Source organism: Nonomuraea sp. NPDC052129 (genome assembly GCF_040680095.1).
In the GTDB taxonomy this organism is placed as follows: Bacteria; Actinomycetota; Actinomycetes; order Streptosporangiales; family Streptosporangiaceae; genus Nonomuraea.
In genome coordinates this window covers 549,987-562,352 of sequence record NZ_JBFAVX010000001.1, presented here as the reverse complement: position 1 = coordinate 562,352, position 12,366 = coordinate 549,987, and the positions used below count along the sequence as shown (strand labels likewise).

At 69.6% G+C, this 12,366-nt stretch carries 9 protein-coding genes; 5 read left to right on the top strand and 4 right to left on the bottom strand.

The window, feature by feature from the left end:
• Positions 1 to 403: 403 nt before the first annotated feature.
• From AB0L53_RS02555 to AB0L53_RS02540, 4 genes are read right to left on the bottom strand one after another with little or no spacing between them, the layout of a single operon-like run.
• Entirely contained in the window at positions 404 to 1,270 is an 867-nt protein-coding gene (locus tag AB0L53_RS02555; RefSeq protein WP_363989208.1) for a universal stress protein, read from the bottom strand.
• Positions 1,267 to 2,691 (bottom strand): amino acid permease, encoded by a 1,425-nt coding sequence (locus tag AB0L53_RS02550; RefSeq protein WP_363989206.1) that lies wholly within the window; start codon positions 2,689 to 2,691, stop codon positions 1,267 to 1,269. Before AB0L53_RS02550 ends, AB0L53_RS02555 begins: the two co-directional genes overlap by 4 nt.
• 17 nt (positions 2,692 to 2,708) lie before the next feature.
• The gene (arcC, locus tag AB0L53_RS02545; protein ID WP_363989203.1) at positions 2,709 to 3,644 is read right to left on the bottom strand and encodes a carbamate kinase; all 936 of its coding nucleotides are present in this window, start codon (positions 3,642 to 3,644) and stop codon (positions 2,709 to 2,711) included.
• Between the two features lie 3 nt (positions 3,645 to 3,647).
• Complete coding sequence (locus tag AB0L53_RS02540) at positions 3,648 to 4,892, bottom strand: arginine deiminase (RefSeq protein ID WP_363989200.1); 1,245 nt, start codon at positions 4,890 to 4,892, stop codon at positions 3,648 to 3,650.
• Between the two features lie 236 nt (positions 4,893 to 5,128).
• Between AB0L53_RS02540 and pyrR the strand changes: the two genes are divergently transcribed.
• The 5 genes from pyrR to carB are packed head-to-tail and all read left to right on the top strand — an operon-like array spanning position 5,129 to position 12,311.
• Complete coding sequence (gene pyrR / locus AB0L53_RS02535; RefSeq protein ID WP_363989197.1) at positions 5,129 to 5,728, top strand: bifunctional pyr operon transcriptional regulator/uracil phosphoribosyltransferase PyrR; 600 nt, start codon at positions 5,129 to 5,131, stop codon at positions 5,726 to 5,728.
• A complete protein-coding gene (locus AB0L53_RS02530) occupies positions 5,725 to 6,642 on the top strand; it encodes an aspartate carbamoyltransferase catalytic subunit (RefSeq protein WP_363989194.1) in 918 nt (305 codons plus the stop codon). Before pyrR ends, AB0L53_RS02530 begins: the two co-directional genes overlap by 4 nt.
• Positions 6,639 to 7,925 carry a dihydroorotase gene (locus AB0L53_RS02525; RefSeq protein ID WP_363989192.1) on the top strand — a complete coding sequence of 429 codons (1,287 nt, stop codon included), beginning with the start codon at positions 6,639 to 6,641 and terminating at the stop codon, positions 7,923 to 7,925. The genes AB0L53_RS02530 and AB0L53_RS02525 overlap by 4 nt, the downstream gene beginning before the upstream one ends.
• Positions 7,922 to 9,028, top strand: coding sequence for a glutamine-hydrolyzing carbamoyl-phosphate synthase small subunit (carA, locus tag AB0L53_RS02520; protein ID WP_363989189.1), 1,107 nt, complete (start codon positions 7,922 to 7,924; stop codon positions 9,026 to 9,028). Before AB0L53_RS02525 ends, carA begins: the two co-directional genes overlap by 4 nt.
• Entirely contained in the window at positions 9,015 to 12,311 is a 3,297-nt protein-coding gene (carB, locus tag AB0L53_RS02515; RefSeq protein WP_363989185.1) for a carbamoyl-phosphate synthase large subunit, read from the top strand. Before carA ends, carB begins: the two co-directional genes overlap by 14 nt.
• Positions 12,312 to 12,366: the final 55 nt, after the last annotated feature.

The following is a 12,366-nucleotide window of genomic DNA, read 5'->3' as shown; positions in this document are numbered from 1 at the left end:
CAGTAGATTGTGCTCCCTTGCGGCGAATGCCCCGGCCACCGGGGGGTGTGTGCCTTGTTAGGCACCATCGGTAGCCATGGCTCTGGGTTTACCCCATAACGCCGCGCAGTGTGGTTACGCACAGTGACGGTAAAGGGGCGGACGCCGAAGGTCAAGCTGATTGGAAAAAAGATGCCGAATCCGATCCGGGATGGAACGACTTAATAGCCCCTCTTGTCCCATGAGTAACAATACTTCGTCACTGTTTGTCCGGTGACATGCATGGTGGAAATCACCTCTAAACCATGTCAGTGATCGCGTGGAGACCGAGGTGAGAGGCACTGGGAAGGGCTGGCCGGGGCCATCTAAGAGCGCCGCGAAGGGCGGTGGACCCGGCGATGGGGCGGGTGGTGTGGCGTCGGGATCAGTGTTGACGGGTTAGGATCATGACCGGACACGTGGCCGCACGGACGATTTTGAGCGACGTGTCCCCGAGGAACACCCGCCGCAACGGCCCCGCGTTGCTGGAGGCGCAGATGAGCAGTTCGCCCGGCGACCACGACGTCTGGCCCATGGCCTGTGCCACGTCGCGGCCCTCCAGGATCTCGAACTCCGCCCGGATGTGCCGCCGCTGCCCGGTGGCCGCCTCCTGCAGGTCGTCCGCCACCTGGTCGCGCAGCCGCGTGAGCATGTCCTCCTCGACCTTGGCGCGGCGGGCGCCGCGGATCAGCAGGGTGACCAGCCGCAGCGGCACGTCGAGGATGACCGCGGCCTGGGCGGCGTCGCGCACCGCGGCGTCGGCGCAAGGGCCACGACGGTAGGCGACCGTGATCCGCTCGATGGTGGCGGGCAGCGCGTCCGCGTAGCCGCGCGGGGCCAGCATGACCGGCACCGTCGAGGAGTGCAGCAGCTGGTCGGCGGTGCTGCCGACGGAGATGCGGCCCTTGCCGCCGCCCGGCGCGGAGCCGATCACGACGACGTCGGCCGCGCGTTTGCGGGCCAGGTCCACCAGCCCGCGCCCGCTGCCTTTGTTGGTGTGGACGACGTAGTCGGCCTTGCCGCCGGTGAGCGCCCGGGCCTGCCCGAGAGTGGCCTCCGCCTGTTCTCGCAGGTAGTTGCGCCATTCGGTCAGGTCGGCGCGCGCGGGCCCCGGCGTGGTCCACGCGGGCGGCTGCACGTACGCCACCGTCAGCTGCCCCTTGACCTGCCCGGCCAGGAGCACGGCCAGCGCCAGCGCGTCACGTCCTCTCGGCTCGGGGATGAATCCGGCCAGTACGCTTTCGAGCTTCATCGGGGCACCTCGGTGTTCAACCGCGAGTGGCGATAGCCGTACAAGAAGTAACAGATCAGGCCCGCCAGCATCCAGAGGCCGAACGCCTGCCAGGTGACGCCGGCCAGACCGGCCATCACGATGACGCAGAAGATCGTGCCGAGGATCGGCGTGGCGGGGAAGAGCGGCGTGCGGAAGCTGCGCGGCAGCTCGGGGCTGCGGTAGCGGAGTACGAGCACGCCGATGTTGACGATGGCGAAGGCGAACAGCGTCCCGATGCTCGTGGCCTCGGCGAGCTGGCCCAGCGGCACCAGTCCGGCCAGTACGGAGATGAACGCCGCCACGATGAGTGTGTTGGCGACGGGCACCTGGTGGCGCGGGTTCACCTTCTGGAAGATGTGCGGGATGAGCCCGTCGCGGGACATGGCGAACAGGATGCGGGTCTGGCCGTAGATGACGGTCAGGACGACGCTCGCGATGGCCACGACGGCGCCGAAGGAGACGATCAGGCCCGGCCAGGTGGCGCCGGTGGCGAGGTTCACGATGTAGGAGAGGCTGGCTTCGGTGCGCTCCGGGTCGAAGTCGGTCCACGGCATGGCGCCGATCGCGGCCACGGCCACCAGGACGTAGACGACCGTGACGATGGCCAGCGACAGGATGATCGCCAGGGGCAGGTCGCGCTTGGGGTTCTTGGCCTCCTCGCCGGCGGTGGAGGCGGCGTCGAAGCCGATGTAGGAGAAGAACACCTGCGAGGCGGCGGCCGTGACGCCCGCCACGCCCATGGGCGCGAACGGTGAGAAGTGCCCGGCCCTGAACGCGCTGAAGGCCACCACGCAGAAGAAGACCAGCACGGCGATCTTGATGAGCACGAACACGGCGTTGGCCGTGGCGCTCTCCGACGCCCCGCGCAGCAGCAGCCAGGTGGCCAGCAGCACGATGAGGATCGCGGTGACGTTGATCACGCCGCCGTCCTGGCCGGGGGAGTGGGTGATCGACGCGGGCAGCTCCCAGCCGAACAGGCCCTTCAGGAAGGAGTTGAGGTATTCGCCCCAGCCGACGGACACCGCCGCGACCGACACCGCGTACTCCAGCATGAGGCACCAGCCGCAGATCCAGGCGACGATCTCGCCCAGCGTCGCGTACGCGTAGGAGTAGGACGAGCCGGACACCGGGATCGTGCCGGCCAGCTCCGCGTACGACAGCGCGGAGAACAGCGCCGTGATCGCGGCCAGCACGAAGGCCAGCACGACGGCGGGACCCGCCTTCGGCACGGCCTGCCCGAGGATGACGAAGATGCCGGTGCCGAGCGTGGCGCCGACGCTGAACAGCGTGAGCTGCCACAGCGACATCGTGCGGCGCAGCTCACCGCCCTCGCCGTGGCCGCCTTCGGCCACGATCTGGTCGGTGGGCTTGATGCGGAAGAGCCGTTGGGCGAGTGCCATCGAAACCTCCTAGAGCCCTAAAGCGTGCTGGTCAGCGGCCAGCGGGCGTTCGGCGTGACGATCGTGCCGGCGGTGCCTTCCAGGATCTGCTCCGCCTGCCCGAGCTCGCCGATGGCCGCCATGTCGCCGGTGGTCTCCACGAAACGGCAGACCGCTTCCACTTTCGGCCCCATGGAGCCCGCTGGGAAGTCGAGGGCGCGTAGTTCGTGCGGGGTGGTGTTCGCGAGTTCGCTCTGGTGCGGCGTGCCGAAGTCCTTCAGTACGCGCGGCACGTCGGTCAGGATGAGGAAGGCGTCGCATTCGAGCGCCTCGGCCAGCATCGACGCCGTGGAGTCCTTGTCGATGACCGCCTCGACGCCGGACAGGCGGCCGTGCTCGTCGCGGATGACCGGGATGCCGCCTCCGCCCGCGCAGATCACCACGACCCCCTCGCGGACCATCTTGCTGATCAGCCGCGTCTCCACCACGCGCTGCGGGGTGGGGGAGGGCACGACGCGCCGCCAGTCGTGGCCGTCGGCGGCGACCGTCCAGCCGTACTCCTTGGCCAGCTTCGTGGCCTCCTCCTGGTCGTAGACCGGGCCGACGAACTTGGTCGGATTCTCGAAGGCCGGATCGACCGCCGACACGAGCGTCTGGGTGACCATGGCCAGGACCTGCCGGCCGGGCAGCGCGTTCTGCAGGGCCTGCAGCATCCAGTAGCCGATCATGCCCTGCGTCTCGGCGCCGAGCGTGTCGAACGGGTAGGGCTTGGTCAGGCGGGGGTCGTTGGCGCTCTCCAGCGCCAGCAGGCCCACCTGCGGCCCGTTTCCGTGGGTGATGATCAGCTCGTGCTTCTCCGCGAGCTTGGCCAGCGTCTTGGCCGCGTTGGCGACGTTGGCGATCTGCGGCTCCACGTCCGCCTGCTGGCTGCGCCGGAGCACCGCGTTGCCCCCCAGGGCGACGATGACCCTCATCGGTCAGATGCCGTCCCGCTCGAGCGGGCAGCTCATGCAGCGCGGCCCGCCGCGCCCTCTGCCGAGCTCGTTGCCCCGGATCGTGATGACCTCGATGCCGTTGTCGCGCAGGAAGTTGTTGGTCGTGGTGTTGCGCTCGTAGGCGACGACCACGCCCGGCTCGATGGCCAGCGCGTTGCAGCCGTCGTCCCACTGCTCCCGTTCGGCGGCGTAGACGTCCTGCGTCGGGATGAGCACCTTGATGTCGTCCAGGTCCAGGGCCCGCGCCATGGCCCGGTGCATGTCCTCCGGCGGGTGGTCGGTGACCTTGAGCTCCTTCTCGGTGTCGCCCGGCTCGATCGTGTACGAGGGCAGCATGCCCAGCCCCGCGTACTTGGTGAACACGCCCACGTCCACCATCGTCATCACGGTGTCGAGGTGCATGAACGCGCGGGCCTTCGGCATGTTCAGAGCGACGATCTTCCGCGCGGAGCCGGTGTGGAACAGCCGCTGCGCGAGCATCTCGATGGCCTGCGGCTGGGTGCGCTCGCTCATCCCGATCAGCACCACGCCGCGCCCGAGGACCAGCACGTCGCCGCCCTCCAGCGTGGCCGGGGCGACCGACTGGCCGGGCAGCCACACGTTGTAGCCGCCCTTCTGCGGCCGGTCGAACCCGTCGGCGAAGGTCGGGTGGAACTCGTAGACGGCCTCCATGTTCACCGTCTCGCGCATGCGCGCCTTCTTCTTCATCGCGTTGATCGAGACGCCGTCGTACACCCAGCAGGAGGTGTCACGGGTGAACAGGTGGTTCGGCAGCGGAGGCAGGATGAAGTCGTCGTCGCCGGCCGCGTGGTAGGACATCGACTTCGGGTCGCAGCCCGCCGCGACCATCTCGCGTTTGGTGATGCCCCCCGTCAGGTACATCTGCAGGGTCTTGGAGTCCATGGAGTCAAGGGTGTTGCGGATGTCGTCGACGGCCAGGGGGCCCATGAAGCGCTCGTCGAGGATCCCGTCGAGGATGTGCTTGCGCGCTTCGGGGATCTCGACCGTCTCCTGAAGCAGGTCCGCCAGCATGTGGACCTTGACGCCGCGCTCCCGCAGCACCTGCTGGAACTCCTCGTGCTCCTCCATCGCGCGCTGCACCCACAGCACGTCGTCGAAGAGGAACGCGTCCTTGTTGGTCGGGGTGAGCCGCTTGAGCGCCAGGTCGGGCTTGTGCAGCAGCACCTGGTAGAGCTTGCCCACCTCGGAGTCGACATGGAAGGTCATTGTCCCTGTATCCCCTCGAAGCAGGCGGACGTCAACGCGCTGGCACCGCCCGCGGTGCCCGTCACGTGCCCCGCGCGGACCGTTCCGACACGGAAAGGGCGGGGAAATTACCCAACCGTGGGCGGCCATGGGGAGTAGGTGGCAAGAGTTCTGGCTGGTAGCCCCTGGTACTGTGTGTCACGACCAACACCCTTTTAAGACCCGTCCCGTGAGGCGGGAAAGGTGGTGAGTTTGCCATGTCTGATTCCTCAACGTCCGATTCCTCAACGTCCGACACCCCTACCGACCAGACCCCCCTCTCAAGGGCCGTTCTGGAAGGCCCGGACATCCACCGGGCGCTGACCCGCATCGCGCACGAGATCCTCGAACGAACCAAGGGCGCCGACGGCGTCGTCCTGCTCGGCATCCCGACCCGCGGCGCCACGCTGGCCCGCCGCCTGGGTGACCGCATCGAGCGCTTCGAAGGCGTCAAGATCCCCGTCGGCTCGATCGACATCACGATGTACCGCGACGACCTCCGGCTCCGGCCCGCCCGGCCGCTCGGCCACACCGAGCTCCCGCCCGACGGCATCGACGGCAGGATCGTGGTGCTGGTGGACGACGTCCTGTACTCCGGCCGCACCGTCCGCGCGGCGCTCGACGCGCTCAACGACCTCGGCCGCCCGACCGCCGTACAGCTGGCCACGCTGGTCGACCGCGGCCATCGCGAGCTGCCCATCCGCGCCGACTACGTCGGCAAGAACCTGCCGACCGCCAAGAGCGAGAAGGTGAAGGTCTACCTGCAGGAGACCGACGGGCGCGACGCCGTGCTGCTGATGAAGGAGGAGGCCAAGTGAACCGCCATCTCATCTCCGCGGGCGACCTCGGCAAGGACGACGCCCTGCTCATCCTCGACACGGCCGAGGAGCTGGCGAGGGTCTCGGAACGTTCCATCAAGAAGCTGCCGACATTGCGCGGCCGTACGGTGGTCAACCTGTTCTTCGAGGACTCCACCCGGACCCGCATCTCCTTCGAGGCGGCGGCCAAGCGGCTGTCGGCCGACGTCATCAACTTCTCCGCCAAGGGCTCCAGCGTCTCCAAGGGCGAGTCGCTGAAGGACACGGCACTGACGCTGGAGGCGATGGGCGCCGACGCGGTCGTCATCCGCCACGGCGCCTCCGGCGCGCCGCACCGCCTGGCCAACTGGGTGCACGGCAGCGTCGTCAACGCCGGCGACGGCACCCACGAGCACCCCACGCAGGCGCTGCTCGACGCCTTCTCCATGCGCCGCCGCCTGGGCGGCCTCGACGGCCGCAAGGTCACGATCGTCGGCGACGTCCTGCACAGCCGGGTCGCCCGCTCCAACGTGCTGCTCCTGGCCACGCTCGGCGCCGACGTCACGCTGGTGGCGCCGCCCACGCTGCTGCCGATCTCGATCGACACCTGGCCGTGCGCGGTCTCCTACGACCTCGACGCGGTCCTGCCCAAATCCGACGTGGTGATGATGCTGCGGGTGCAGAAGGAGCGGATGAACGCCGCCTACTTCCCGAGCGAGCGCGAATACTCCCGCCGCTACGGCCTCGACCGTGACCGCTTCGCCAAGATGCCCGACGAGGCCATCGTGATGCACCCCGGGCCGATGAACCGGGGCATGGAGATCGCCGCCGAGGTGGCCGACTCGCCGCGCTCGACCATCGTCGAGCAGGTCGCCAACGGTGTGACCATCCGCATGGCCGTCCTGTACCTGCTGCTCGGGGGAGAGACTTCGTGATCATTCGCAACGTACGGATCGTCGGCGGCGAGCCCGTCGACATCCGCGTCGAGGACGGGGTGATCGCCGAGATCGCCCCGCGGATCGAAGGGGAGGCGGCGATCGACGGCGGCGGCGCGATCGTGCTGCCCGGCCTCGTCGACCTGCACACCCACCTGCGCGAGCCCGGCCGCGAGGACGCCGAGACCGTGCAGACCGGCACCCAGTCGGCCGCCCGCGGCGGCTACACCGCCGTGCACGCCATGGCCAACACCTCACCCGTCGCCGACACCGCCGGCGTGGTCGAGCAGGTCTGGCGGCTGGGCCGGGAGTTCGCCCACTGCGACGTCCAGCCGGTCGGCGCGGTCACCGTCGGCCTGGAGGGCAGGCAGCTGGCCGAGCTCGGCGCGATGGCCGACTCCGCCGCCCGCGTCCGCGTCTTCTCCGACGACGGCAGGTGCGTCGACGACGCCGTGCTGATGCGCCGCGCCCTGGAGTACGTCAAGGCGTTCGACGGCGTGATCGCCCAGCACGCCCAGGAGCCCAGGCTGACCGGCGGCGCCCAGATGAACGAGGGCGTCGTCTCCGGCCGGCTCGGCCTGACCGGCTGGCCGGCGGTCGCCGAAGAGGCGATCATCGCCCGCGACTGCCTGCTGGCCGCGCACGTCGGCTCCCGGCTGCACGTCTGCCACGTCTCCACGGCCGGCTCGGTGGAGATCCTGCGCTGGGCCAAGTCCAAGGGCTGGAACATCACCGCCGAGGTCACCCCGCACCACCTGCTGCTCACCGACGACCTCGTCGAGGACTCGCCGGTCGGCGCCTACAACCCCATCTACAAGGTCAACCCGCCGCTGCGCACCCGCGCCGACGTCGAGGCGCTGCGCGCCGCGCTGGCCGACGGCACGATCGACATCGTCGCCACCGACCACGCGCCCCACCCGGTCGAGGACAAGGAGACCGAGTGGTCGGCCGCGGCCATGGGCATGGTCGGCCTGGAGACCGCGCTCAGCGTGGTGCAGGAGGCCATGGTCGACACCGGGCTGCTCGACTGGGCCGGCGTCGCCGAGCGCATGTCGATCGTGCCCGCGCGTATCGGCCGCCTTTCGGGGCACGGGCAACCGATCGAGGTCGGCGTGCCGGCCAACCTCACGTTGTACGACCCGTCCGTCCGTACAGAGGTGGATCCGTCCGCCTTCGCGTCGAAGAGCCGCAACACGCCGTACGAGGGCATGACGCTCCCCGGCCGGGTCGTGGCGACCTTCCTGCGCGGCAAGCCGACAGTACTTGAAGGGAAGCTGGTGTGACTTCTGCGCTGCTCGTTCTGGAAGACGGTCGCGTCTTCCACGGAACCCCGTATGGCGCCGCGGGCGAGACGTTCGGCGAGATGGTCTTCAACACCGGCATGACCGGCTACCAGGAGACCCTCACCGACCCGTCCTACCACCGGCAGATCGTCGCGATGACGGCCCCGCACATCGGCAACACCGGCGTCAACGACGAGGACCCCGAGTCGGGCCGCGTCTGGGTCGCCGGCTACGTCGTACGCGAGCCGTCCCGCGTGGTCTCCAACTGGCGGGCCAACCGCTCGCTGGAGGACTACCTCAAGGAGCAGGGCGTCGTCGGCATCGCCATGCCGGGCACCCGCGCGCTCACCCGCCACCTGCGCGAGCGCGGCGCCATGCGCGCCGGGATCTTCACCGATCCGTCCGCGCCGGTCGAGGAGCTCGTCAAGCGCGTACGGCGGGCGCCGCGCATGGAGGGCGCCAACCTGTCCGCCGAGGTGGCCACGACCGAGCCGTACATCGTGCCCGCCATCGGCGCGAAGCGGTTCACGGTCGCCGCCGTGGACCTGGGCATCAAGGGCATGACGCCGCAGCGGATGGCCGAGCGCGGCTGCGAGGTGCACGTGCTGCCGGCCGGCGCCACATTCGAGCAGATCATGGCGGTCGAGCCGGACGGTGTGTTCCTGTCCAACGGGCCGGGCGACCCGGCGACCGTGGACGTCACGCCGCTGCGGCGGGTGCTGGAGGCCGGGCTGCCGTTCTTCGGCATCTGCTTCGGCAACCAGATCTTCGGCCGCGCCCTGGGGCTGTCCACGTACAAGCTGCGTTACGGGCACCGGGGGGTCAATCAGCCGGTCCAGGACGTACGGACCGGAAAGGTGGAGATCTCCGCGCACAACCACGGCTTCGCCGTCGAGGCGCCGATCGGCGAGTCGTTCGAGACCCCCTACGGCCGGGCCGAGGTCAGCCACGTCAACCTCAACGACCGCTGCGTGGAAGGGTTGCGCCTGCTCGACGGGCGCGCCTTCAGCGTCCAGTACCACCCTGAGGCCGCCGCCGGGCCGCACGACGCCGCCTACCTTTTCGATGAGTTCTGTGAGGTCATGAACCGTGCCCAAGCGTGATGACATCGGGTCTGTCCTGGTGATCGGCTCGGGGCCGATCGTGATCGGTCAGGCGTGCGAGTTCGACTACTCCGGCACCCAGGCCTGCCGCGTGCTGCGCGACGAGGGGTTCCGTGTGATCCTCGTCAACAGCAACCCGGCGACGATCATGACCGACCCCGAGTTCGCCGACGCCACCTACGTCGAGCCGATCACCCCCGAGTACGTCGAGAAGATCATCGCCAAGGAGCGTCCCGACGCGCTCCTGCCGACCCTGGGCGGCCAGACCGCTCTCAACACCGCCGTCGCGCTGCACGAGTCGGGCGCGCTGGAGCGCTACGACGTCGAGCTGATCGGCGCCGACTTCGACGCGATCCAGGCGGGCGAGAACCGCGAGCGGTTCAAGGAGATCGTCGCCAAGGTCGCCCGCGAGCACGGCCTGAACGCGGAGTCGGCCAACTCGGTCGTCTGCCACACGATGGACGAGTGCCTGGCCGCGGTCGCCGAGCTGGGCTACCCGCTGGTCGTGCGGCCCTCCTTCACGATGGGCGGCGTCGGGTCCGGGTTCGCCTACGACGAGTCCGACCTGCGGCGCATCGCCGGTGCCGGGCTGGACGCCTCGCCGACCACCGAGGTGCTCCTGGAGGAGTCGATCCTCGGCTGGAAGGAGTACGAGCTCGAGGTCATGCGCGACAAGCATGACAACGTGGTCATCGTCTGCTCCATCGAGAACATCGACCCGATGGGCGTCCACACCGGCGACAGCGTCACCGTCGCCCCCGCGCTGACGCTGACCGACCGCGAATACCAGAACATGCGTGACGTCGCGATCGCGGTCATCCGCGAGGTCGGCGTGGACACCGGTGGCTGCAACATCCAGTTCGCGGTCAACCCGGCGACCGGCCGCATGATCGTCATCGAGATGAACCCGCGCGTGTCCCGATCGAGCGCCCTGGCCTCGAAGGCCACCGGCTTCCCGATCGCCAAGATCGCCGCCAAGCTGGCCATCGGCTACACCCTCGACGAGATCCCCAACGACATCACCAAGGAGACCCCGGCCTCCTTCGAGCCCACGCTCGACTACATCGTGGTCAAGGTGCCGCGGTTCGCCTTCGAGAAGTTCAGGGGTGCCGACCAGACCCTCACCACGCACATGAAGTCGGTGGGCGAGGCCATGGCCATCGGCCGCTCCTTCCCCGAGGCGCTGCAGAAGGCGCTGCGGTCGCTGGAGAAGAAGGACTCCTCCTTCACCTGGGCCGGCCCCCAGCGGCCGAAGGCCGAGCTCATCGACGAGTCCCGCGTCCCGCACGACGGCCGGCTGCGCACCGTGCAGCAGGCCATCCGGGCCGGCGCCACCGCCGAGGAGCTCTTCGAGGCCACCCACATCGACCCCTGGTTCCTCGACCAGCTGTTCCTGCTCGACGAGGAGGCGCGGACCCTCGGCGAGGCCACCGAGCTGACCGCCGAGGTGCTGGAGCGGGCCAAGCGCCACGGCTTCAGCGACGCGCAGATCGGCGAGATCCGCGGCATCGACGAGGCCCGCGTACGCGACCTGCGCCACGCGCTCGGCCTGCGGCCGGTCTACAACACGGTCGACACCTGCGCCGCCGAGTTCGCCGCCAAGACCCCCTACCTCTACTCGGCCTACGACGAGGAGAGCGAGGTCCCGTACGGCGAGCGGGAGAAGGTCATCATCCTCGGCTCCGGGCCCAACCGCATCGGCCAGGGCATCGAGTTCGACTACGCCTGCGTGCACGCCTCCTTCGAGCTGTCGCGGGCCGGGTTCGAGACCGTCATGGTCAACTGCAACCCGGAGACGGTTTCGACCGACTACGACACCTCCGACCGGCTCTACTTCGAGCCGCTCACGCTGGAGGACGTGCTGGAGGTCGTACACGCCGAGCAGCAGACGGGCCCGGTCGCGGGCGTGATCGTGCAGCTCGGCGGGCAGACGCCGCTCGGCCTGGCGCAGGCGCTCAAGGACGCGGGCGTGCCCGTGGTCGGCACCTCGCCCGAGTCGATCCACCTGGCGGAGGAGCGCGGCGCGTTCGGCCGGGTGCTCGCCGAGGCGCAACTGCCCGCGCCCAAGCACGGCACCGCGACGACCGTCGCCGAGGCGCTGACCGTGGCCGAGGAGATCGGCTACCCCGTGCTCGTCCGGCCCTCGTACGTGCTCGGCGGGGCCGGCATGGCCATTGTCTACGACGACGCGACCCTGACCACCTACATGGCGGCCCAGGAGGGCGGCCATCCGGTGCTGGTCGACAAGTTCCTCGACGAGGCCATCGAGATCGACGTGGACGCCCTGTTCGACGGCGAGGAGCTCTACCTGGGCGGCGTCATGGAGCACATCGAGGAGGCCGGGATCCACTCCGGCGACTCGGCGTGCGCGCTGCCGCCGATCACGCTCGGCAGCAACGACATCAAGCGCATCCGCGCCGCCACCGAGGGCATCGCCCGCGGCGTCGGGGTCCGCGGGCTGCTGAACGTCCAGTACGCCATGTCGGCCGGCGTCCTGTACGTCCTGGAGGCCAACCCGCGCGCCAGCCGTACCGTGCCGTTCGTCTCCAAGGCCACGGCGGTGCCGCTGGCCAAGGCGGCGGCCCGCGTGATGCTGGGCGCCTCGATCGCCTCGCTGCGCGAGGAGGGCATGCTGCCCGCCACGGGCGACGGCGGCACCCTGCCGCTGGAGGCGCCGATCGCGGTGAAGGAGGCGGTGCTGCCGTTCAACCGCTTCCGCGGCGTCGACATCGTGCTCGGGCCCGAGATGCGTTCCACGGGCGAGGTCATGGGCATCGACGAGTCCTTCGGCGTCGCCTTCGCCAAGTCGCAGGCGGCCGCGTACGGGGAGCTGCCCATCAAGGGCCGGGCCTTCGTGTCCGTGGCCAACCGGGACAAGCGTGCGATGATCTTCCCGGTACGGGCGCTCGCCGACCTCGGGTTCGAGATCCTGGCCACCGAGGGGACCGCTGAGGTGCTGCGCCGCAACGGTGTCCATGCCAAGATCGTGCGAAAGCAGAGCGAGGGGCCCGGAGCCGGAGGTGAGCCCACGAGTGTCCAGTACATCCTCGACGGCGAGATCGACCTGATCGTCAACACGCCGTTCGGCAGTCCGGGCCAGTCGGGCCCGCGGCTCGACGGCTACGACATCCGCACCGCCGCCGTACTTCGCGGCATCCCGTGCATCACCACGGTCGCCGGCCTGGCCGCCGCGGCCGCGGGCATCCAGGCCATCGTGCGGGGCGACGTCGGCGTACGGTCCCTCCAGGAGCACGGGCGGGCGCTGCGGGCGGCAGGGGCGTAGGGCTCGATCGACGGCAGGCTCCCGCGGGAGGTGAAGAGGACTGGCCGGCACTCCG